The organism is Streptomyces sp. NBC_00344 (assembly GCF_036088315.1).
Taxonomy (GTDB): Bacteria; Actinomycetota; Actinomycetes; order Streptomycetales; family Streptomycetaceae; genus Streptomyces.
Map to the genome: position 1 here is coordinate 3,487,908 of NZ_CP107996.1, position 20,670 is coordinate 3,508,577.

A 20,670-nucleotide genomic window follows, 5' to 3' on the forward strand; every position below is an offset into this window, starting at 1 on the left:
GTCGTTCGATGAGCGAGCACCGTCGCAAACCGCCACAGCCGCAGAATGGCGGACGTGCCGCGGCCAGGCGAGACGCCCAGCAGCCTTCGGGCCGTCGGGCAGCGGCCCCGCGAACCACGACCGAGTCACCTATCGGTTCGGATGATGACGAAGGGCGTCCGTACGGCGGACGCGCCGCAGCAAGACGTGCCTCCCAGCGGAACGGGGGCGGGCGCCGACGCGCCCCTGAAGCGGGCGGCGGTCGTGGTGGGCGCCGCGGAGCGGGCGGCGGTCGGGGGGACGGCGGTTTCGACGGCGGCGCCGGTCGCAACCGACGACCCGCGAAGAAGAGGTTCATCGACTACCCGCGCGCCAACCGGTACGGGTGGCAGCGCTGGATGCCGTCATGGCGTCTCGTCACCGGGCTTTTCGTCGGCTTCGTCGGCAGCATCCTGGCTGCGGGCACCATCGCCTACGCCATGGTGGGCGTCCCGGACGCCTCGAAGACATCGACGGCGCAGAACAACGTCTACTACTGGGCCGACGGAAGCCAGATGGCCGCCACCGGTGGTGAGATCAACCGGCAGATCGTGCCGCTCGATCAGATCCCCCTGGCCATGCGCAACGCGGTGGTGTCTGCCGAGAACAAGACCTTCTACAAGGACAACGGTATCGATCCGACGGGCATCGCCCGTGCCGTGGTCAACATGGCGAAGGGAGGGCAGACCCAGGGCGGCTCGACCATCACCCAGCAGTACGTCAAGAACTCCCGGCTGGGGCAGGAACAGACTCTCAGCCGTAAGTTCAAGGAGTTGTTCATCTCCATCAAGGTGGGCGCCAAGATGAACAAGAACGACATCATGAAGGACTACCTGAACACCTCCTACTACGGACGTGGCGCTTACGGCATCCAGGCTGCGGCCCGTACGTATTTCGGTGTGGACTCCGACAAGCTGAACCCGAGCCAGTGCGCCTTCCTCGCCACGCTGCTCAAGGGCGCCACCTACTTCGACCCGGCCGGGGCCTCGGAGATCGATCCGACCGCCACAGCGAAGGCCAACACTGCGCGCGCCACCCAGCGCTGGCACTGGATCCTCGACGAGATGGTCAAGGACCACCGTCTCCCCGCCGCGGAGCGGGCGAAGTACGAGACGTTTCCCAAGGTGGACCCGCTGAAGAAGAACGCGCAGCTCGGCGGGCAGATCGGCTATCTCGTCGACCTTGCCAAGTCGTACTTCGTCAACAACACACCGGGTATGACGACCGAGATCCTGGCCAAGGGCGGCTACCAGATCCACACGACCTTCGACAAGGGCAAGGTCAACAAGCTGGAGAAGGCCGTACAGAAGGTCCGCAAGGCCAAGATCGATCCGAAGAAGCGCCCGAAACTGGACACTCATGTGCAGTTCGGCGGCGCTTCGGTGGACGCGGAATCCGGCGCCATCGCAGCCATCTACGGCGGTGAGGACGCGACCAAGCACTTCACCAACAACTCCGACTACACCGGGGCCCAGGTCGGATCGACCTTCAAGCCGTTCGTGCTGGCGGCTGCGCTGCAGTACGGAAAGCGCGACCCCTCCCTCGGGGCGGATCAGCCGGACTCCGACCGGACGATCGTCTCGCCGAAGAGTCTCTACAGCGGCAAGAACGATCTAAAGATCAAGAACTACAACGGTACGGTCTGGGAGAACAAGGAAGGCAAGCAGTGGCGTCAGGAGAACGACGGCCACGAGTCGGTCGGCGTTGCCCCTGACTACCCGATTGATCTGCGTGAAGCCATGCGGCAGTCGGTCAACTCGGCGTATGTGCAGCTGGGTATGGACGTCGGTACCGACAAGGTGCGCCAGGCGGCCGTCTCGGCCGGCCTGCGGGACGACAAGCAGAGCATGGCCAGCTCCGACGTGCCGTCCTTCTCCATCGGCACCTCCAGCCCGAGTGCGATCCGGATGGCCGGCGCGTACGCCACCTTCGCCAACAACGGTCGTCAGAACGACCCCTACTCCGTCACCGAGGTGACGAAGGACGGTCTGACGGTCTACAGGCACAAGAAGGTGGAGAAGGCCGCGTTCTCCACCGCTATCGCCAGCAATGTCACCGATGTACTGAAGACCGTGGTCGACAAGGGCACCGGAACCGCCGCCCGTATCCCCGGCCGCGACGTGGCGGGTAAGACCGGAACCACCGACGGCAACAAGTCGGCCTGGTTCATCGGCTACACGCCGCAGCTCTCCACCGCCATCGACATGTACCGCTTCGATGACAACGCGAAGGGCAAGGGCCACTTCGAGGAGATGTACGGCACCGGCGGTGAGGAGAAGATCCACGGTGCCTCGTTCCCGGCCCAGATCTGGCAGGACTACATGTCGAAGGCGCTGGCAGGCGCCCGGGTCAAGTCGTTCCCGCCGCCGGAGAGCCTCGGCAAGGTCGTCTACGGCGGCGGAGTGTCCAGCCCCAAGCCGACCCCTGTGGTGACCCCCTCGGACAGCCCCTCACCGTCCGCTCCGACGCCGAGCCCGTCCGAGACGCCGTCGGTCTCACCGTCGCCGAGCGAGACCTGCAGCAGGTGGGACTGGAACTGCGGCAACACCGGAGGTGCCGACGCGGGCACGACCGACGGGGGGACCGACGCCGGGACCGGAGGCACCAGTCCCACCCCCACGCCGAGCACACCGACAGGTGGCCAGACCGGCGGTAACGGAGGGAACAACGGCGGCATCTTCGGCGGGCCCGGAGGATGAGCCGCACCGGTTGACGCCGCGCCTGTCCCCGTCATGAGGGCCGTCACAGCACCTGGCTGTGACGGCCCTCGACGTTTGCACAGCCGGGTACGGCAGGATGTGCGACATGACGAGCGTGCACGAGGACCGGCCCGCAGAGAAGCCCACAGAGCCCGTGGTGCGGCCCACGCGGCAGGACGATGTCGCGGCGGCGGGCAGCGAGCTGTTCGGCGGGCCCATCGGGCGATGGGCGCGTACCGGAGCCGGCCCGCTGACGCCGGTGCGCATCATCGCGCTGGTCGCCATCGGGATGTTCGCCCTCGGCATGGTGCAGAAGATGCCCTGCTACGACTGGGCGTGGTTCCAGGGCGCCACTTCCCAGTACTCCCACGCCTGCTACTCCGACATCCCGCACCTCTATGTCGGGCGCGGATTCGCCGACGACCTCGTGCCGTACTTCGACCGCATCAACGGCGATATGTCATACCTCGAGTATCCCGTGCTGACCGGCGTCTTCATGGAGGTCGCCTCCTGGCTGACCCCGCACGGCGGCGCCATGCAGCACCGTGAGCAGATCTACTGGATGGTCAATGCGGGGATGCTGCTGATCTGCACGGCCGTCATCGCGGTCTGTGTGACCCGCACCCACCGGCGGCGCCCCTGGGACGGCTTGCTGGTAGCCCTCGCACCGGCCTTCGCCCTTACCGCCACCATCAACTGGGATCTGCTCGCAGTGGCCCTTACCGCCGCGGCGATGCTGATGTGGTCGCGGTCCAGGCCCATCGCCTTCGGCATCCTGATCGGTCTGGCAACTGCCGCCAAGCTCTATCCGGTGCTCATCCTGGGGCCCCTCCTGGTCCTCTGCTGGCGCGCCGGGGCATGGCGTGAGTACGGGAAGGCGGTCTACGGCGCAGCGGCGGCCTGGCTCGTCGTGAACCTGCCGGTCATGCTGCTCGCGCCCGAGGGCTGGAAGAAGTTCTACACCTTCAGCCAGGAGCGCAGCGTCGATTTCGGCTCTTTCTGGCTCATCATCACTCAGCGCACCGGAAAGCCGCTCGACGTGGGCAACGTCAACATGTGGGCGATGCTGCTGATGATCGTGATGTGCGGGGGGATCGCCGCCGTCACCCTGACCGCCCCGCGCCGTCCGCGCTTCAGCCAGCTCGCCTTCCTGGTGATCGCTGCGTTCATTCTCACCAACAAGGTCTACTCACCGCAGTACGTCCTGTGGCTTGTCCCCCTCGCGGCACTCGCCCGTCCGCGCTGGCGCGACTTCCTGCTCTGGCAGGCCTGCGAGGTCATGTACTTCCTGGGTATCTGGATGTACCTCGCCTACACGATGGGCGGTGACAAGCCGAAGGGGCTGCCTCCGGAGGGCTATCAGTTCGCCATCGCCCTTCATCTGATCGGCACTCTGTACCTGTGCGCGGTGATCGTCCGGGACATTCTGCTGCCGGAACGGGACGTCGTGCGCAAGGACGGCTCGGACGATCCGTCGGGGGGTGTCCTGGACGGCGCGAAGGATGTCTTCGTGCTCGGCGCAGCTGCCCATCCGGCCCGGCATGCCGCGCAACACTTCGAAGGTCAGCAGGTCGAGTGGGGAAGTACGGCACGCGATTAGACACGGAGGGGCCCGGCGCTGACCGGGGCCCCTCCGCCAGCGGCTTCTTCAGTGGTCCAGGAGCCGGTCGAACTGTGTTGTCGTGTGGCGCAGGTGCGCCACCAGCTCGTCGCCCACTCGTGGTTCCTGTGCGTCCGAGGGGACGAAAAGGATCGACACCTGCATATGGGGCGGCTCGGCGAACCAGCGCTGCTTGCCGGCCCATACGAACGGCGACAGATTCCGGTTCACCGTCGCCAGGCCCGCGCGCGCGACGCCCTTGGCGCGGGGCATCATGCCGTGCAGCGCCTTCGGCGCTTCCAGTCCCACGCCGTGCGACGTCCCGCCTGCGACGACCACCAGCCAGCCGTCGGACGCCGTCCGCTGCTGCCGATAGCCGAACCGGTCGCCCTTCGACACCCGCGTGACATCGAGGACGGCACCCCGGTACTGGGTTGCCTCGTGATCACCCAGCCAGAGCCGGGTACCGATCCGCGCTCGGAACCTGGTCTGCGGGAACTGCTGTTGCAGCCGGGCCAGTTCCTCACCCCGGAGATGGCTCACGAACATGGTGTGCAGTGGCAGCCGGGCGTTGCGAAGCCGGTCCATCCAGGCGATGACCTCCTCGACCGCGTCGGACCCGTCGGTGCGGTCCAGTGGCAGGTGCAGTGCGAATCCCTCGAGACGTACGTCCTCGATCGCCGCGTGCAGCCGGCCCAGGTCTTCCTCGGCAACGCCGTGCCGCTTCATCGAGCTCATGCACTCGATGACCACGCGTGCGCCCACCAGCGCGTGTACCCCATCCACTGACGAGACCGAGCGGATTACCCGATCCGGCAGTGGCACCGGTTCCTCTCCCCGCCTGAAAGGCGTGAGAACGAGCAGATCACCGCCGAACCAGTCCTTCATCCGGGCAGCTTCGTAGGTGGTGCCGACCGCGATGATCTCGGAACCGAAGCGCGTCACCTCGTCCGCGAGGCGCTCGTGGCCGAAGCCGTATCCATTGCCCTTGCAGACCGGCACGATCCCCGGGAACTGATCGAGGACGGACTTCTGGTGCGCCCGCCAGCGTGCTGTGTCGACATAGAGGGTCAGCGCCATGGCCGGACCGGAACCTTTCTCGGAGCTGCGGTGTATCTGAGGTATGAACGGGACGAACGAGACGACGCAACCATCATCGCTCTCAACGGCGCGACATGTAGATATCGAGTGCCTTGTGCAGCAGTTTGTTGAGCGGGAAGTCCCACTCGCCGATGTACTCCACGGCTTCGCCGCCGGTGCCGACCTTGAACTGGATGAGACCGAAGAGATGGTCGGTCTCATCCAGCGAATCGGAGATACCTCTGAGGTCATAGACGGTCGCGCCCATGGCGTAGGCGTCACGGAGCATCCGCCACTGCATCGCGTTGGACGGCCGGACCTCGCGCTTGTGATTGGCCGACGCGCCGTAGGAGTACCAGACATGGCCGCCCACGATCAGCATCGTCGCCGCAGCTACGTTCTCACCCTCGTGGCGGGCGAAGTACAGCCGCATCCGGTTCGGGTCCTCGGTGTTCAGCACCGACCACATGCGCTGGAAGTACGAGAGCGGGCGCGGCCGGAAGTGATCGCGCTCGGCCGTGACCTCGTAGAGCCGCTGCCACTCCGCCAGGTCGTCGTAACTGCCCTGGACGACCTCGACGCCGGCTTTCTCGGCCTTCTTGATATTGCGCCGCCAGAGCTGGTTGAAGCCCTTGAGGACATCATCGAGCGAGCGATTCGCCAGCGGCACCTGGAAGACGTAGCGCGGCTGGACGTCGCCGAAGCCGGCCCCGCCGTCCTCGCCCTGCTGCCATCCCATCTTCCGCAGCCGGTCGGACACTTCGAAGGCCCGCGGCTCGATGTGCGTTGCCTCGACGTCGCGCAGTCGCTTGACGTCCGGGTCCTGAATTCCCGACTTGATAGCAGCGGCGTTCCACCGGCGGATGACCACCGGAGGACCCATCTTCACCGAGAACGCGCCCTGTTCCTTGAGATGGGCGAGCATCGGCTCCAGCCACTCGTTGAGATTGGGCGCATACCAGTTGAGCACCGGGCCCTCGGGGAGGTATGCCAGGTAGCGCTTGATCTTCGGCAGCTGGCGATAGAGCACCAGCCCGGCCCCGACAATCTGGCCGTTCCTGTCGAACCAGCCGAGGCTCTCCGAGCGCCATTCTGTCTTCACATCCGCCCACGCCGGAACCTGGCAATGGCTCGCCGCGGGCAGACTCTGGATGTACGCCAGATGCTGCTCTCGGCTGATGGTCCTCAGGGTCAGGCTCATGCGGGGCGCTCCTCGGCAGGCGTGTCCCCATGGGTACAGGGGCGTCGGCTCTCGCGCCGAAGCCTACTGCGGCCGGGGTTCGCCCCGGCTGGCTGCATGGGGCAAGCCGTCGGCGAGAACCATGCAGCCGCCGTCAGTCGCCCAGCACACCGCCGAAGAGACCGCCATGGGCCATGCCGAGGAAGAAGCCCACCGCAGCGGCGCCGAGCCCGATGATCACGACAAACCGTTCCCGGGTGGTGATCGAGATGAACATCCCGTACGCACCGGTGAGGATCCCCACCAGCCCTGTCCAGGAACTGAGCAGATGGAGGCTGTGGAACGCGACCCCTGTGACGAAGGCCAGCAGGCCGAGAACCAGCGTCACGGCGGCGAGGCTGTCCTGCAACGGATGCGGCTTGCCGTCCGACGCGAAGAGATGGCGGGAAGAGTTGGGTCGCATTGCCTGTGCCATGAGGCACCTCCTGGCATAAGGCGGCACAGAGTAGCGCCGCACACACCCCACGTGTAGTGATTCTGCCCCTTGGACGCCGGATTTCAACCGGAAGCGTGTGTGCAGGTAGTCTGTACGGTCTGCACCGGTGTCTGTCCAGGCCAGGAAGCAGTCCCCTCTCCTCGTGGAAGTGGATTGTCAGTGCCCGCCGATACCGTTGCTTACGCATCACGACCCTCCTGCCACGGAACGACCGTGGCCGCTGAGTCCAAAGGAGGTGGGTTCCACATGCGTCACTACGAAGTGATGGTCATCCTCGACCCCGAACTCGAGGAGCGCGCTGTCTCCCCGCTGATCGAGAACTTCCTCTCCGTCGTCCGTGAGGGCAACGGAAAGGTTGAGAAGGTCGACACCTGGGGCCGTCGTCGTCTCGCTTACGAGATCAAGAAGAAGCCCGAGGGCATCTACTCGGTCATCGACCTCCAGGCTGAGCCTGCGGTCGTCAAGGAGCTCGACCGACAGATGAACCTGAACGAGTCGGTCCTCCGGACCAAGGTCCTCCGCCCCGAGACCCACTGAGCTTCTAGCTCAGCAGTCTCAGGGTCCGAGTAGCAACAAGCAGCCAGCAGCAATCCCCGCCGAGAGGTTCACCCATGGCAGGCGAGACCGTCATCACGGTCGTCGGCAATCTCGTCGACGACCCCGAGCTGCGCTTCACCCCGTCCGGTGCGGCGGTCGCGAAGTTCCGTGTCGCGTCCACACCCCGCATCTTCGACAAGCAGACCAATGAGTGGAAGGACGGCGAAGGCCTGTTCCTCACCTGCTCGGTCTGGCGTCAGGCGGCGGAGAACGTCGCGGAGTCGCTTCAGCGAGGCATGCGCGTCGTCGTGCAGGGCCGGCTGAAGCAGCGGTCCTACGAGGACCGTGAGGGCGTCAAGCGCACGGTCTACGAGCTGGACGTCGAGGAAGTCGGCCCCAGCCTCAAGACAGCCACGGCCAAGGTCACCAAGACCACAGGTCGAGGCGGTCAGGGTGGTCAGGGTGGCTACGGCGGCGGTCAGCAGCAGGGCGGTGGCAACTGGGGCGGAGCCCCCAGTGGAGGCCAGCAGGGCGGTGGCGGTGCTCCCGCCGACGACCCGTGGGCTTCCAATGCGCCGGCCGGCGGCGGTCAGCAGCAGGGCGGGGGCGGCTGGGGCGGAAGCTCCGGCGGTTCCGGCTCCGGCGGCGGCTACTCGGACGAGCCGCCCTTCTAGGGCAGCCCGTATCCCACTTCTTGATCACACAGGAGAAACACCATGGCGAAGCCGCCTGTGCGCAAGCCTAAGAAGAAGGTCTGCGCTTTCTGCAAGGACAAGACCCAGTACGTGGACTACAAGGACACGAACATGCTGCGGAAGTTCATTTCCGACCGTGGCAAGATCCGTGCCCGCCGCGTCACCGGCAACTGCACGCAGCACCAGCGTGACGTCGCCACGGCTGTCAAGAACAGCCGTGAGATGGCGCTGCTGCCCTACACGTCCACCGCGCGATAAGGGAAGGGTGACCGAAAAATGAAGATCATCCTCACCCACGAGGTCGCTGGCCTCGGTTCCGCCGGCGACGTCGTTGACGTCAAGGACGGTTACGCCCGCAACTACCTGGTCCCGCGTGGTTTCGCGATCCGCTGGACCAAGGGTGGCGAGCAGGACGTGGCGCAGATTCGCCGCGCCCGTAAGATCCACGAGATCGCGACCATCGAGCAGGCCAATGAGGTCAAGGCCAAGCTTGAGGGCGTGAAGGTCCGTCTGGCTGTTCGCTCCGGCGACGCCGGCCGCCTCTTCGGTTCCGTCACTCCGGCCGACATCGCCGCGGCGATCAAGGCTGCCGGCGGACCCGTAGTCGACAAGCGTCGTGTTGAGCTCGGTTCGCCGATCAAGACCCTGGGTGCCCACCAGGTGTCCGTGCGTCTTCACGCCGACGTTGCCGCGAAGCTCGGCATCGAGGTCGTTGCCGCGTAACGCTGTGCAGAGCATGGAATGGGCCGCACTCTTCGGAGTGCGGCCCATTTCCGTTCATGGCCCGTTTGTGCGCTTCGGCGGTTGTCCTAGGGCAGCCTGGACCGCTCTGCGGGTGGATATTTGTCCACCGGCCGGAGCTGCTAGCTGCCGCGCGTGCCGGTTTCACGTGAAACGACGTTCAGCGGGTGGCACCCGTGACGATCCAGCGACCGGAACGGGCGCGGAGCCAGAGAGTTATCAGCCGGACTGCCATCATGAGTGCCATGGCCCACCACAGCGTGGTCAAGCCACCGCCCAGTGTGGGCACCAGCATCGCTGCCGGGGTGAAGACCGCCAGGGTTACCAGCATCGCCCGGGCCAGGTATCGGCCGTCACCCGCGCCCATCAGCACACCGTCCAGAACGAAAACCACTCCTGCAAGTGGCTGGGCCAATGCCACCACCATCAGGGCGGGCAGCAGAGCTTCCTGCACTGCCCGATCCCCGGTGAACAGCGGCACGAACAGCGGCCGGGAAACCACGACCAGGACGCCCAATGCCACTCCCACCGCGATCCCCCACTGGATCATGCGGCGGCATGCATCGCGCGCGCCCTTCGCGTCGGCGGCCCCCAGGTAGCGCCCGATGATGGCTTGGCCGGCGATGGCAATCGCGTCAAGGGCAAAGGCAAGCAGGCTCCACAGGGAGAGAACGATCTGGTGGGCGGCCACATCGGTATCGCCCATATGGGCCGCGACGGCCGTGGCTATCAGCAGGACCGCGCGCAGCGAGAGCGTACGTACTAGGAGCGGAACCCCAGCTTGAGCGCAGGTTCGTATGCCTGCGGCGTCAGGACGTAGCGAGGCGTTGTGCTTCCGGGCTCCCCGTACGACCACCACCAGATACGCGGCGACCATCGAAAACTGGGCGATAACGGTGCCCCAGGCCGAACCGGCGATGCCCAGGCCGGCGCCGTAGACGAGCGCTGCGTTCAGAGCCGCGTTGGTGGCGAAACCCGCGACGGCAACATACAGCGGTGTCCTGGTGTCCTGGAGGCCTCGAAGGATGCCGGTGGCTGCCATGACGACCAGCATGGCGGGAATCCCCAGGCTGGAGATTCGCAGATAGGTGACTGCATACGGGGAGGCGTCGCCTGACGCCCCGAAAAGACCGACCAGCCAGGGTGCGGCGGGCAGGACCACGGCGATGACAGCAGCGCCGAGCAGCAGGGCCAGCCAGATACCGTCCATTCCCTGCCTGATGGCTGCTTGGAGGTCACCGGCTCCGACACGGCGCGCTACGGCCGCGGTAGTGGCGTAGGCGAGGAAGATGAAGATGCTCACGGCGGTGGTCAGCAGGGCTGCCGCGATACCCAGACCCGCCAGTTGCGGGGTCCCGAGGTGGCCGACGATGGCACTGTCGACCATCACAAAGAGAGGCTCGGCGACGAGAGCGCCGAAGGCGGGCACGGCCAGCGAGATGATCTCCCGGTCGTGTCGTCCGCGAATTGGCTTCGATGCCTCGGGGGCCTGTGTCATGGGCTCAATCTAATCTTCCACAGGTAAGAGATGCAATGCGATGGTGATCCTTACTTGGCTTGTCTGTGCGGCCGTACCTGTGTGCTGTTTGTCGTGATCTTGGTCCAGCCGGGAAAGTTTTTCTCCCCCACAGCCGGTGGATGATGAAAGGGCAGGTCAGGTGGGCAGCCGGGGCGAGGTTATGAGTTTGTCCACAGCGCTGTCCCCCGACCCGTGCACAGGATTCGGCGACTTCTCCACAGCCTGCGGTCCTTCGTCCACAGGCCCTGTGGATAACCAGATTGGCGGACGGTGTCTGCGGGCCTACCGTGGACCGGCGCCCGACGCGCCGTTCGCGGAGTCGGGCCTCTTGTTTGTCGGTGCCGTGCCGTAAGAAGGACTGGCAGGGCTAGGTCCGCGGAGCGGACGGGAGGAGGTGGCCCGGTGAGCATTCCCGAGCCCTTGGACGACCCCTGGACCGAGAGCATTCCGGGTGACCGTCTGCCCGTCCGCCAGCGCCGCGGCGATGGCAGTGGGGGCCGTGAGCAGCATGACCGAGGCCGGGAGAGTGCTTCCTGGGACGGTGGCTCTCCGGCCTTCGAGCGGGTGCCCCCTCAGGACATCGACGCAGAGCAGTCCGTGCTCGGCGGAATGCTGCTCTCCAAGGACGCCATTGCCGATGTCGTCGAGGTCATCAAGGGCCAGGACTTCTACCGGCCCGCCCACGAGACCGTCTATCAGGCGATTCTCGACCTGTATGCGAAGGGTGAACCGGCAGACCCCATCACCGTCGCTGCCGAACTGGTCAAGCGCGGCGAGATCAAGAAGGTCGGTGGCGCGCCGTATCTGCATACTCTTGTCCAGTCGGTCCCGACGGCCGCCAACGCCGAGTTCTACGCGGAGATCGTCCATGAGCGGGCCGTGCTGCGCCGACTTGTCGAGGCGGGCACGAAGATCACTCAGATGGGGTACGCGGCCGACGGCGATGTCGACGAGATTGTCAACTCGGCCCAGGCCGAGATCTATGCCGTCACCGAGCAGCGCACATCGGAGGACTATCTCCCGCTCGGCGACATCATGGAGGGGGCGCTCGACGAGATCGAGGCGATCGGCTCGCGCAGCGGCCAGATGTCGGGCGTGCCGACCGGCTTCACCGATCTGGATTCGCTGACCAATGGCCTGCATCCGGGGCAGATGATTGTGATCGCGGCCCGGCCTGCCATGGGTAAGTCGACGCTGGCACTGGATTTCGCGAGGGCCTGTTCGATCAAGGCCGGCCTGCCGAGTGTGATCTTCTCCCTGGAGATGGGCCGCAACGAGATCGCGATGCGTCTCCTCTCGGCCGAGGCCCGGGTGGCGCTGCACCATATGCGATCGGGTTCGATGACGGACGAGGACTGGACGCGGCTGGCACGGCGGATGCCGGACGTCACCGCGGCTCCGCTCTTCATCGACGATTCGCCCAACCTGTCGATGATGGAGATCAGAGCGAAGTGCCGGCGGCTGAAGCAGCGGCAGGACCTGAAGCTGGTTGTGATCGACTATCTGCAGCTGATGCAGTCCGGAGGTTCGCGCCGTCCGGAGAGCCGGCAGCAGGAAGTCTCGGACATGTCGCGAAACCTGAAGCTGCTGGCCAAGGAGCTCGAAGTGCCGGTCATTGCGCTCTCGCAGCTGAACCGTGGCCCCGAGCAGCGGACGGACAAGAAGCCGATGGTCTCCGACCTGCGTGAGTCCGGTTCGATCGAACAGGACGCCGACATGGTGATTCTGCTGCACCGCGAGGACGCGTACGAGAAGGAGTCACCCCGTGCCGGCGAGGCGGATCTGATCGTGGCCAAGCACCGTAACGGTCCGACGGCGACCATCACGGTGGCCTTCCAGGGCCACTACTCCCGGTTCGTTGATATGGCGCAGACCTGATCCGGCGGTTGTAGGCCCGCATTTACGATGTCGCTTTCTCGTTGACGGTGGCCCTTTTCTGGCCCAAGGGACAGGACAGTGAGGCGAACTTCTGTCTGACCGTTCGCCCGTAGTAGTGCTGATCCCGGTCCACGAACGCCCGCTGCCCGAGTAGCCCTTCCGCCGACGGGATGCCGACTGCCAGCAGCTGCGCTTCCGCAACGCCGGGTCCGCCCTGTCAAGCCTGGCGACAGAGAGCGGAACCGAACCCTCCGAGGCGTCCGGAGGTGGCGCCGAAGGGCCAAGATCGTGAGACAGAAATGCCGTGTCCCTCGAATGAGACGGTCAGGAAAGGGGCCCGGTCATCAGGGTGTGTCGGGACACTCCAAATGCGGGCCTACAGGCGGGTGGGTCGAAGTGGTGCCCTTGGATGACAGCACTGCCAAGCAGCCGGTGAGGAAGCGGTGTTCGGCCCGGGTGACGCGGGCGAAGCCGTGGGCAGAAACGTCGTTCCGTCTCTTCCGGCCCATAGGGTCCGGCCCTTGGGCATGGGCTTCGGCGTCGATACTCTGCACGTCATGATCGACTCATACGCGAGCCTCGACGATGCCGGGGTCGCGATAGCTGCGGCACGCGCCGGCGCTGACGTGGTGCACACGATGTACGGCCGGCGGCTCGCCCGCATCGACAAGGGTGCGGGAGACTTCGCCACCGCAGCCGATATCGCGGCCGAGAAGGCGATCCTCGACGTCATTCGTGCCGCCCGGCCCGATGACGCAGTACTTGGCGAGGAGAGCGGTCATCAAGGGGCCTCCGATGCCGTGCGTCAGTGGCTGGTGGACCCTCTGTGCGGCACGCTGAACTATGCCGTCGGCAGCACGCTGGTGGCCGTCAACGTGGCGCTGCGCGGCGGAGCGGCAGCCGTGGCCGATCCTTTCAGCGGGGAAGTCTTCTTCACCGACGGTGCGACTGCCCGGGTGCGGCACGACGGGGCGGAGGAGCAGTTGGCGCCCACGCCCGCCACCCGCTTGGTGGACGTCAACCTGGACCCGCCATTCCTGAGCGCGCCGGGCTTCCGGGCCGTGACCCTGCTGGCTCACCCTGCCTTCGTTGAGCAGTTCCGGCCGCGAGTCGTCTCCACGACGCTGGCGTTGGCCTGGGTCGCCGCGGGAAAGCGCGCCGGATACGTCACCGACGGCCACGACCTGTCCGGGAATCTGCATTTCGCCGCCGGTATCGCTCTGTGCAGGGCTGCCGGCTGCCTGGTAACCGGGATCGACGGGGCCCCGATCGGGCAGGCGAGCCGCGGAGTTGTCGCGGCCGCCGACGCCGATACCCACGGGCTGCTGATGTCGATGATCCGCGGTCGGATGCACACCTGAGAATCCGGTGTGGATGCCGGGTTCGCAGAGCAGGCGTGGAAGACTCCGGATCTCTTCGGGCACCGTGCGGAGGATCTCTCTGCCCTGCCGGGCCGTAAGGTTCGACGGCCCGGCGGATGAAGGCCTCGCGCCCCATCGAACGGTAAGAGACGGGGCCCCGGGGGCTCCGATATCCGGTCGACGACCGATAGCCCTTCGGGTAGATCTCGAGCATGGCATCTTCAGAGTTTCTTGATGATCTTCTTCCGGGCACCCGGCGTGCACTGCTGCACCGTGTGGCCACCGCACAGTCGCAGGGCCGCTCACCGTCGCTGGTGGGTGCGGTGATGCGGGACGGACAGCCGGTGTGGTCCGGTGCGCGCAGTTGCGTCGACGACCATGAGCCGGACATGAACACGCAGTACCGGATCGGGTCGATCACCAAACCGTTCACCGCGGTTGCGGTGATGCGCCTGAGGGATGAGGGGCTGCTCGATCTCTCGGATCCGCTGGACGAGCACCTTCCGGGCACTGGCGTCGGCGAAGTCACTATCGCTCAGCTGCTCAGCCACACCGCGGGCCTCGCGGCGGAGACTCCGGGCGCCTGGTGGGAGCGGTCGCCGAGCGCACTGCGCCCCGGATTCGCGGAGGTGCTGGGTGAGCAGCCATCGCTGCATCCGGCCGGCCGGCGCCACCATTACTCCAACCCCGGATACACGCTGCTGGGTGCGGTGGTGGAGAGGCTGCGGGGCGAGTCGTGGGCCGATGTGGTGCGGCATGAGATCTGCCTGCCGCTGGGAATGGACCGCACGAGTGCTCAGCCGCAGGCGCCCAGTGCCGGGGGGTGGGCGGTGCATCCCTGGGCGGACGCGATGCTGCCCGAGCCGGCGGAGGACCTGGGCCTGATGGCGGCGGCAGGACAGCTCTGGTCGACGGCCGGAGATCTGTGCAGGTTTGCCGCCTTTCTCGCGGAGGGCGACGGGCGGGTGCTGAGCGCCGAATCCGTGCGTGAGATGCGCGCTCCGGCGGCTCCCCCTGAGGCCGGTGAGTGGGACGGCGGTTATGGGCTCGGCATGCAACTCGCGCTCCGGGACGGCCGGACACTGACCGGGCATACGGGGTCGCTGCCCGGGTTTCTCGCCGCCCTGTGGGTGAGCGTGGAGGACGGGCTGGCCGGGGTGGTACTCGCGAACGCCACATCGGGACCGGCGGTCGGCACCGTGGCGGCGGATCTGGTGCGGATCGTGGCAGAAGCGGAGCCGCGGATGCCGCGGCCGTGGCGCCCGCTGCCCGCGGCCGATCATGCGCTGCTGGAACTGGCGGGGCCTTGGTACTGGGGCGCCACGGTGGTGGGTCTGCGGCTCGCGTCCGACGGCGGGCTGGAGTTCGGGCCGCTGGCCGGAGGCGGCCGGAGGTCCCGGTTCCGGGCGGAGCCGGACGGCACGTGGACAGGGCTCGACGGCTACTACGCAGGGGAGAAGTTGCGGGTGGTGCGCCGGGAAGGGGTGGTGAGTCACCTTGACCTGGGCTCGTTCGTCTTCACCCGTCAGCCGTACGAGCCGACGGCGGCGGTGCCAGGAGGTGTGGACGAGGGCGGCTGGCGCGGTCTGAGCCGATGAGGCTGTGCGTGGCCCGGGAGGGCATGGTCTGACTCTCCCGGGGGTCACCCGCCGGTCAGTTCGCGTTCCAGTGGCGTCCGGAACCGCGGGGTGATGCGTGCCTCCCCCACCCAGCCTGAGAGTCGTGCGGCCTCGGTCTCGATGGCCGCCACCGCCTCCTGGCCTGGATCGGTCAGCAGGCGTCGTACGACCTCTCCGTTCGAGCGTTGTGCCCAGCCTCCGACGATCTTGCCGTTCCACCACACCGTGGGGCCGATGTTGCCGGCCCGGTCGAAGAGGGCTGACCGGTGCTTCGCGTCCAGGTGGAAGGTGCGGTCGGCCCAGCCCATGGCACTGGGGTCGAGCCCGGGCAGCAGGGCTGCCCAGGGTTCGGTGGGCGGTTCGGGGTCGGTATCTCCGGGAGCGACGAACCCGCGCACTCCGTCCTCGAGCTGGACCTCTTCCGCACCGACCGTTGCCAGCGCTCTGCGCGTGTCCGTGATGGTCCAGCCCGTCCACCATTTGAGGTCCGCCTCGGCGGCGGGGCCGTAGGCGCGGAGCCAGCGACGTGTCAGTTCCGCCTTGGCCTCGGGTACCGGCATGTCAGGCCAGGGGCTGGCGGCAGTCCAACGGAACTGGCTCGACGTCCAGGAGCCGCGGGGGCGATCACGACGGATGAGACCGTCGGCGGCGAGCAGCCGGATGACCCGGCTGGTGACTCCTTGTTCCGCCTCCCACTTCTTGCCGGGAAAGGCGGTGATCTTTTTGCGCAGTGCCGGCACGGCGGCGGAGAGTTCGCTGCCGGTGGCAGCGCCCCGGGTGGTGAGCGCCTCGAGGACAGCGGCTTCCGTCTCTGCGAGCCAGCGCTCGTCGAGACTCCCGCCGTCGTCCGCCAGATGTTTGAGGAAGGTCCGGCGTTCCTTGGCGGCGATGGCCCGTGCTGTGGAGGCGTCGACGTAGGGGGCCATTCCTTCGGACACGGCGAAGAGAGTGTTGCGCAGGGAGAGCAGCCGGACGAGGGCGATGTCCTCGTACAGCGCTTGTTCGACGGTGGCGACGCTCGCGTCGGCCAGCCGTGCGCAGGCGGAGAGGTAGACCGTTGCGGCGTCCGTGGCATGAAGTGCGATCACGGAGTCGGCGGCCTCGACAGGGGTGGCGGCCCGCACGGAAGGGGCCAGGCGGTGGCGACGGCCGAGGCGGATGCGGCGCTGCTCGTTGCTGATTCGGTGCATGGGTCTGGCCATCCGTTCGGTTGAATCCGTCATCCGCCGGCGGGGCGAAGGTCAGAGTTGGAGCTTGAAGCCCAGGTGGGTGGCGGTGAAACCGAGACGTTCGTAGAAGCGATGGGCGTCGGTGCGAGTCGTGTCGGAGGTCAGCTGGACCAACTGGCAGTCCTGACTGCGGGATTCCGCGACGGCCCATTCGATGAGCTGTGTTCCGAGGCCGCCGCCGCGCTCATCGGCGTGGATACGTACACCCTCGATGATGGACCTGGTGGCGCCACGGCGGGAGAGTCCGGGTATCACGGTGAGCTGAAGCGTGCCGACGATCTGCCCGTCGCGGTCGGCGACGACCAAGTGCTGCTGAGGGTCGGCGGCAATCCGCCGGTGGGCCGCTGTGTACGGGGTCAGATCGTCCGGGCTCTCGCGCCGGGCCCCGAGCGGGTCGTCGGCGAGCAGCGCCACGATCGCTGGGATGTCGCTCTCGGCCGCGGGACGGATCTTCAGATCGCTCATGTTCCGCAGATTACGTCTCCACCCGGGACCCCCGCGGGATCGGGCGGAGGCCTTGAGTTCGCCGACCGCTCGTACCAGGGGAGCCGGTTCCGGAATCCGGGCGGCTTCGCCGGTGGCTCCCCGCAGGACGCCGGTCTTTGCGGGGGCGGCCTCGCAGAAAGGGCGGAACCGGTTCGGTGACATCGGTGCAGATGCCGCGCCGCTCGGTCTTGCAGAGGTGGCGGGTGAGTAGTCCGCGGTCCTCGAGCCAAGGGGTGCGCTGCTCCCGCCCCGGCAGGAGCAGCGGCCTGCTTCATCAGCCAGCGGCAACCGTCAGCGGGGCGAAACGGCGGGTCCAGTCGCCCGGCAACGCGGGGATCCCGTAGGTCATCACGGTGTTGAAAGCGACCGTTTCCGCCCCGGCGGCCTTGATCCACTCGAGGAGTTCCTGGTGACGCACGTCGATATCGGTGCGCAGCGGCCGATCGCTGCCCGCTGCCAACGAGGCGATCAGAGCCTTTGCGGTCTCGGTGTCGCGGGCGATGAGCGGGCCCACCACATCGGTGGCCATATTGGGCCAGGCCGCCGCGTACCCGGTGATGCCCGTCGCGTCCTCCGTGACCCGGAATCGGTCGGCGAAGGCGGGGAGGCGCGTGATCATTCGAGTGCGGTCCTCGCCGAACACATCACCGTCCAGCCGCAGAATTTCCTGAAGGTCCGAGGCGGTGGCCGGCCGGGTGGCGATTTTCGGCGCCTGGCCGTGCGGCCGGAACCGGCCACTGACCATCTCTGCCCTGCCGCTGGCGATAAAGCCGAGTTGTTCGTAGAGCGGCTGCCCGCACGGGGTGGCATGCAGGGTGAGCGGAGTGCCCGCGAACGCGGCGAGAACGTGCTGCATCAGTCGTCTGCCCACGCCTTGGCGTGCGTATTTTTCGGCGACCAGGACCATACCGACGGCGGCGAGCCCCGGGCTGCCCGAGGGGGTATCGCCATAGGAGGTCACCACACAGGCAGTCGCCAGCCCCTTGCCCTCAGGATCATCGATTCCGTAGCCCGTTCCCGCTGTGAGAAGCAGGCCCCACTTGTGTTCCTCGCGCGGCCAGCCGCGGTTCTCCGAGAGATCTGCGCAGAAACGGAGATCGCCGATGGTGAGCCGGCGAATGGGGAACTCATCGAGCGGTGAGGGCATGCCGTCAGGCTTGCTGATGTCCCTGTGTCCCGTCCACCGCTTTCCGGGATGCCGCTGCCGGTTCGCACTGCTTCGCCGTGCGTCGGAGCGCCTTCGGTCATGCCCGGTCAGGGCGCAGGCTGTCACAACGGCGCACGAGGTCACCGGACGTTTCACGTGAAACGCGGTGCCGGGCTCCTTGAGGGGGCGTCTGGCAGCGGGAGCAAGTGGCTGTACTAGCCTCGGTGTACATGGCGCGGCTGCATCTCTTCGACCTCGACGGCACGCTCATCCGCGGATCTGCCGCGACGGTGGAGATTTCACGGCAGTTGGGGCTGCTGGAGGAGATCGGCCTACTGGAACGCGACCTCATCTCGGGTGTGATCGGTCCGCCGCAGTACGCGGTGCGGGTGCATGCGCTGTGGTCGGGACTCACCCTGGAGCACGTCGTGGCCGCCTTCGCGGCGTCACCGTGGCTGACCGGCATCCAGGAGGTCTGGCGGGACATCCGTGAGCGCGGTGAGTACTGCGCGGTCATCTCCCTGTCTCCGTCGTTCTTCGTGGAGCGGTTGCTCGGCTGGGGTGCTCACGCTGCCCACGGGTCACGATTTCCTGAGGTGCCGTTCACGAAGCCGGTGGATCCGGCGGGCATCCTCAGCGCGGCTTCGAAGGTGAGGGTCGCGGATCAGCTCTGTACGGAGTTCGGCGTCGGGCGGGACGACTGCGTTGCCTACGGTGATTCGATGTCGGACGTAGACCTCTTCGGGGCGGTCCCTCTCTCGGTGGCAGTGAACGCGGACCACCTTCTGGCCGGTCTCGCCACCCGCGTGTATACGGGAGGGGACCTGCGCGAGGCCTACGGGTTGGTGTGCGACGACGGAGTCTGAGCAGTGGCACCGTTCGCGCCGGGGTGCCTGCGACTGCTGCCGGTCTCACCCCAGGTCGGGGGCGTGCAGGGCGCGTACACCCTCGATATTGCCGTCGAGATAGTGCCGCAACGACAGGGGCACCAGGTGAACGGCTGCGATCCCGACCCTGCTGAAGGGCACCCGGACGATCTCGTACTCCCCGCAGGGCTCATCGATCTCGGGCCCATGCCGCAGCGAAGGATCCATGGACTCCAGTCGGCAGACGAAGAAGTGCTGCACCTTCACGCCGGCCACGCTGCCGTTGTCGGGGATGTGCTCGACGGTGTCCACGAAGCAGGGGACCACATCGGTGATCTTGGCGCCCAGTTCCTCGTCCACCTCACGGTGAAGCGCCTCGACGACGCTGGTGTCGTAGTCCTCGACGCCGCCGCCTGGAGTGAGCCAGTAGGGATCCACGCCGGGTTTGGTCCGCTTGATGAGGATCAGATGGTCGCCGTCGAGCAGGACGGCGCGTGCGGTGCGCTTGACCACTGGACGTTCGGTCATGGAAGGAGATTGGCCCGTAAAACCCGCTCTGAAACTCCCTGTCCGCTGCCGGACCCGTGCTCAGGACCAGTCGGCCGCAGCTCGCAGCAGCCACTCCTGCGCCCGGGCTATGTGCGCGAGCGCGAGGGTGCCGCTCCGCACAGCCAGAAAATAGGTACGCAGCGGCGGGACCGGAGGGTCCAGCAGGGCCACCACCTCGCCCCGTTCCAGCGCGTCCTCGCACAGATACCGGGGCAGTACCGCGAGACCTGCACCTGCCACCACGGCCTGCTGCACCGCCCGCAGATCGGGGGCGACGACGGTACCCATGGCGGCAGGACGGGCGTCGAAGACGGCCGCCCAGTACCGCGAGACCAGGGGGAGCGACTCATGGACCTCGACCACCGGCAGCTCCTGCAGTACGGCAGGGCCCTTCCGGCGCAGCAGCCCAGGCGCTATCCGGGCGGCCCAGCGCGGGGATGCGACCAGGACGTGCTCCTCGTCGCAGAGTGCGGTCGCGGTGAGCAGTCCACCACGTGGCCGGGCCGTGGTGATGGCCAGATCGTGGTGCCCGGCTGCCAGGCCGTCCAGAGTCTCCTCCGCGGTACCGAAGGAGACCCGCAGCGAAACCCCCTGGGGGAGGAGGGCGGTGAGTGCGGGCAGCGCACGTACAGCGGTGAATTCCGGAGGCCCCGCCAGATGCAGAGTGCGGGCGCCGGCCTCCTCATCGAGACCGCTCTCGGTGATCTCCACCAGGGCGTCCAGGTGTGGTGCCGCGCGATGGGCGAGTTCGTCCCCGATGGTGGTCGGGGTGACACCGCGGGCCTGGCGCAGAAAGAGAGGACGGCCCAACTGCCGTTCCAACGTGCGTATCTGGCTGGTCACCGCAGGCTGGGACAGCCCGAGAAGTGCGGCGGCACGGGTGAACGACCCGGCCCGGTGTACCGCCACGAAGGTACGCAGCAGGGCGAGATCCATGCCGTGCCCTCCCGTCCTGACTGATGCGAAGACG

Annotated in this window: 19 protein-coding genes and 1 pseudogene; 10 read left to right on the forward strand and 10 right to left on the reverse strand. The window is 67.0% G+C overall.

Annotation, left to right across the window (positions count from 1 at the left end; all coding sequences use genetic code 11):
- Positions 1 to 8 precede the first annotated feature (8 nt).
- Both OHS16_RS15695 and OHS16_RS15700 read left to right on the forward strand, forming a co-directional pair.
- Positions 9 to 2,717 (forward strand): transglycosylase domain-containing protein, encoded by a 2,709-nt coding sequence (locus OHS16_RS15695; RefSeq protein WP_328537835.1) that lies wholly within the window; start codon positions 9 to 11, stop codon positions 2,715 to 2,717.
- Positions 2,718 to 2,814: 97 nt separating this feature from the next.
- Positions 2,815 to 4,317, forward strand: a complete 1,503-nt coding sequence (locus OHS16_RS15700) for a glycosyltransferase family 87 protein (RefSeq protein ID WP_443042623.1) — start codon at positions 2,815 to 2,817, stop codon at positions 4,315 to 4,317.
- Positions 4,318 to 4,365: 48 nt separating this feature from the next.
- On the opposite strand, the gene OHS16_RS15705 is transcribed toward OHS16_RS15700, so the two are convergent.
- The 3 genes from OHS16_RS15705 to OHS16_RS15715 form a co-directional block, all read right to left on the reverse strand.
- Complete coding sequence (locus OHS16_RS15705) at positions 4,366 to 5,397, reverse strand: alanine racemase (protein WP_328537837.1); 1,032 nt, start codon at positions 5,395 to 5,397, stop codon at positions 4,366 to 4,368.
- Between the two features lie 82 nt (positions 5,398 to 5,479).
- Positions 5,480 to 6,598 (reverse strand): lipid II:glycine glycyltransferase FemX, encoded by a 1,119-nt coding sequence (locus OHS16_RS15710; RefSeq protein WP_328537838.1) that lies wholly within the window; start codon positions 6,596 to 6,598, stop codon positions 5,480 to 5,482.
- Between the two features lie 133 nt (positions 6,599 to 6,731).
- On the reverse strand, positions 6,732 to 7,052 hold the full coding sequence (locus OHS16_RS15715) for a hypothetical protein (RefSeq protein WP_328537839.1): 321 nt from the start codon (positions 7,050 to 7,052) through the stop codon (positions 6,732 to 6,734).
- A 267-nt stretch (positions 7,053 to 7,319) separates the two neighbouring features.
- On the opposite strand from OHS16_RS15715, the gene rpsF reads away from it, so the two are divergent.
- The 4 genes from rpsF to rplI all read left to right on the forward strand — a co-directional run bounded on the left by rpsF (position 7,320) and on the right by rplI (position 9,028).
- Entirely contained in the window at positions 7,320 to 7,610 is a 291-nt protein-coding gene (gene rpsF, locus OHS16_RS15720; protein ID WP_215093090.1) for a 30S ribosomal protein S6, read from the forward strand.
- Positions 7,611 to 7,684: 74 nt separating this feature from the next.
- A complete protein-coding gene (locus tag OHS16_RS15725; RefSeq protein WP_328537840.1) occupies positions 7,685 to 8,284 on the forward strand; it encodes a single-stranded DNA-binding protein in 600 nt (199 codons plus the stop codon).
- Between the two features lie 42 nt (positions 8,285 to 8,326).
- Positions 8,327 to 8,563, forward strand: a complete 237-nt coding sequence (gene rpsR, locus OHS16_RS15730) for a 30S ribosomal protein S18 (protein ID WP_003967857.1) — start codon at positions 8,327 to 8,329, stop codon at positions 8,561 to 8,563.
- An 18-nt stretch (positions 8,564 to 8,581) separates the two neighbouring features.
- Entirely contained in the window at positions 8,582 to 9,028 is a 447-nt protein-coding gene (rplI, locus tag OHS16_RS15735) for a 50S ribosomal protein L9 (RefSeq protein WP_328537841.1), read from the forward strand.
- A 178-nt stretch (positions 9,029 to 9,206) separates the two neighbouring features.
- Here the strand turns inward: rplI and OHS16_RS15740 are convergent, their stop codons facing one another.
- The gene (locus tag OHS16_RS15740; RefSeq protein ID WP_328537842.1) at positions 9,207 to 10,544 is read right to left on the reverse strand and encodes an MATE family efflux transporter; all 1,338 of its coding nucleotides are present in this window, start codon (positions 10,542 to 10,544) and stop codon (positions 9,207 to 9,209) included.
- A gap of 423 nt (positions 10,545 to 10,967) precedes the next feature.
- Between OHS16_RS15740 and dnaB the strand changes: the two genes are divergently transcribed.
- The 3 genes from dnaB to OHS16_RS15755 all read left to right on the forward strand — a co-directional run bounded on the left by dnaB (position 10,968) and on the right by OHS16_RS15755 (position 15,402).
- Entirely contained in the window at positions 10,968 to 12,443 is a 1,476-nt protein-coding gene (dnaB, locus tag OHS16_RS15745) for a replicative DNA helicase (RefSeq protein ID WP_328537843.1), read from the forward strand.
- A 557-nt stretch (positions 12,444 to 13,000) separates the two neighbouring features.
- Positions 13,001 to 13,804: an inositol monophosphatase family protein gene (locus tag OHS16_RS15750; protein WP_328537844.1), complete on the forward strand. Its 804-nt coding sequence runs from the start codon at positions 13,001 to 13,003 to the stop codon at positions 13,802 to 13,804.
- A gap of 212 nt (positions 13,805 to 14,016) precedes the next feature.
- On the forward strand, positions 14,017 to 15,402 hold the full coding sequence (locus tag OHS16_RS15755; protein ID WP_328537845.1) for a serine hydrolase domain-containing protein: 1,386 nt from the start codon (positions 14,017 to 14,019) through the stop codon (positions 15,400 to 15,402).
- 44 nt (positions 15,403 to 15,446) lie between these two features.
- On the opposite strand, the gene OHS16_RS15760 is transcribed toward OHS16_RS15755, so the two are convergent.
- The 4 genes and pseudogenes from OHS16_RS15760 to OHS16_RS15775 all read right to left on the reverse strand — a co-directional run bounded on the left by OHS16_RS15760 (position 15,447) and on the right by OHS16_RS15775 (position 18,285).
- Positions 15,447 to 16,613 carry a winged helix DNA-binding domain-containing protein gene (locus OHS16_RS15760; protein ID WP_328537846.1) on the reverse strand — a complete coding sequence of 389 codons (1,167 nt, stop codon included), beginning with the start codon at positions 16,611 to 16,613 and terminating at the stop codon, positions 15,447 to 15,449.
- Positions 16,614 to 16,664: 51 nt separating this feature from the next.
- The gene (locus OHS16_RS15765) at positions 16,665 to 17,117 is read right to left on the reverse strand and encodes a GNAT family N-acetyltransferase (RefSeq protein ID WP_328537847.1); all 453 of its coding nucleotides are present in this window, start codon (positions 17,115 to 17,117) and stop codon (positions 16,665 to 16,667) included.
- Between the two features lie 48 nt (positions 17,118 to 17,165).
- Positions 17,166 to 17,364: pseudogene (locus OHS16_RS15770) on the reverse strand (MarR family transcriptional regulator); the annotation flags it as partial.
- A gap of 48 nt (positions 17,365 to 17,412) precedes the next feature.
- Positions 17,413 to 18,285 carry a GNAT family N-acetyltransferase gene (locus OHS16_RS15775; RefSeq protein ID WP_328537848.1) on the reverse strand — a complete coding sequence of 291 codons (873 nt, stop codon included), beginning with the start codon at positions 18,283 to 18,285 and terminating at the stop codon, positions 17,413 to 17,415.
- A gap of 230 nt (positions 18,286 to 18,515) precedes the next feature.
- Between OHS16_RS15775 and OHS16_RS15780 the strand changes: the two genes are divergently transcribed.
- Complete coding sequence (locus OHS16_RS15780; RefSeq protein WP_328537849.1) at positions 18,516 to 19,151, forward strand: HAD family hydrolase; 636 nt, start codon at positions 18,516 to 18,518, stop codon at positions 19,149 to 19,151.
- A 45-nt stretch (positions 19,152 to 19,196) separates the two neighbouring features.
- Here the strand turns inward: OHS16_RS15780 and OHS16_RS15785 are convergent, their stop codons facing one another.
- Together OHS16_RS15785 and OHS16_RS15790 are read right to left on the reverse strand one after the other, a co-directional pair.
- Positions 19,197 to 19,679: an NUDIX hydrolase gene (locus OHS16_RS15785; protein ID WP_328537850.1), complete on the reverse strand. Its 483-nt coding sequence runs from the start codon at positions 19,677 to 19,679 to the stop codon at positions 19,197 to 19,199.
- Between the two features lie 60 nt (positions 19,680 to 19,739).
- Positions 19,740 to 20,636 (reverse strand): LysR family transcriptional regulator, encoded by an 897-nt coding sequence (locus OHS16_RS15790; protein WP_328537851.1) that lies wholly within the window; start codon positions 20,634 to 20,636, stop codon positions 19,740 to 19,742.
- Positions 20,637 to 20,670: the final 34 nt, after the last annotated feature.

Excerpts from the sequence above, each read along its gene's own strand:
- OHS16_RS15785 (WP_328537850.1), bottom strand. The coding sequence starts at position 19,679 with ATGACCGAACGTCCAGTGGTCAAGCGCACCGCACGCGCCGTCCTGCTC.
- OHS16_RS15780 (WP_328537849.1), top strand. The coding sequence starts at position 18,516 with ATGGCGCGGCTGCATCTCTTCGACCTCGACGGCACGCTCATCCGCGGA.
- rpsF (WP_215093090.1), top strand. The coding sequence starts at position 7,320 with ATGCGTCACTACGAAGTGATGGTCATCCTCGACCCCGAACTCGAGGAG.
- OHS16_RS15775 (WP_328537848.1), bottom strand. The coding sequence starts at position 18,285 with ATGCCCTCACCGCTCGATGAGTTCCCCATTCGCCGGCTCACCATCGGC.
- OHS16_RS15695 (WP_328537835.1), top strand. The coding sequence starts at position 9 with ATGAGCGAGCACCGTCGCAAACCGCCACAGCCGCAGAATGGCGGACGT.
- OHS16_RS15750 (WP_328537844.1), top strand. The coding sequence starts at position 13,001 with ATGATCGACTCATACGCGAGCCTCGACGATGCCGGGGTCGCGATAGCT.
- OHS16_RS15715 (WP_328537839.1), bottom strand. The coding sequence starts at position 7,052 with ATGGCACAGGCAATGCGACCCAACTCTTCCCGCCATCTCTTCGCGTCG.
- OHS16_RS15760 (WP_328537846.1), bottom strand. The coding sequence starts at position 16,613 with ATGCACCGAATCAGCAACGAGCAGCGCCGCATCCGCCTCGGCCGTCGC.
- rplI (WP_328537841.1), top strand. The coding sequence starts at position 8,582 with ATGAAGATCATCCTCACCCACGAGGTCGCTGGCCTCGGTTCCGCCGGC.
- rpsR (WP_003967857.1), top strand. The coding sequence starts at position 8,327 with ATGGCGAAGCCGCCTGTGCGCAAGCCTAAGAAGAAGGTCTGCGCTTTC.
- OHS16_RS15705 (WP_328537837.1), bottom strand. The coding sequence starts at position 5,397 with ATGGCGCTGACCCTCTATGTCGACACAGCACGCTGGCGGGCGCACCAG.
- OHS16_RS15755 (WP_328537845.1), top strand. The coding sequence starts at position 14,017 with ATGGCATCTTCAGAGTTTCTTGATGATCTTCTTCCGGGCACCCGGCGT.
- OHS16_RS15790 (WP_328537851.1), bottom strand. The coding sequence starts at position 20,636 with ATGGATCTCGCCCTGCTGCGTACCTTCGTGGCGGTACACCGGGCCGGG.
- OHS16_RS15765 (WP_328537847.1), bottom strand. The coding sequence starts at position 17,117 with ATGAGCGATCTGAAGATCCGTCCCGCGGCCGAGAGCGACATCCCAGCG.
- OHS16_RS15725 (WP_328537840.1), top strand. The coding sequence starts at position 7,685 with ATGGCAGGCGAGACCGTCATCACGGTCGTCGGCAATCTCGTCGACGAC.
- OHS16_RS15700 (WP_443042623.1), top strand. The coding sequence starts at position 2,815 with ATGTGCGACATGACGAGCGTGCACGAGGACCGGCCCGCAGAGAAGCCC.
- OHS16_RS15740 (WP_328537842.1), bottom strand. The coding sequence starts at position 10,544 with ATGACACAGGCCCCCGAGGCATCGAAGCCAATTCGCGGACGACACGAC.
- OHS16_RS15710 (WP_328537838.1), bottom strand. The coding sequence starts at position 6,598 with ATGAGCCTGACCCTGAGGACCATCAGCCGAGAGCAGCATCTGGCGTAC.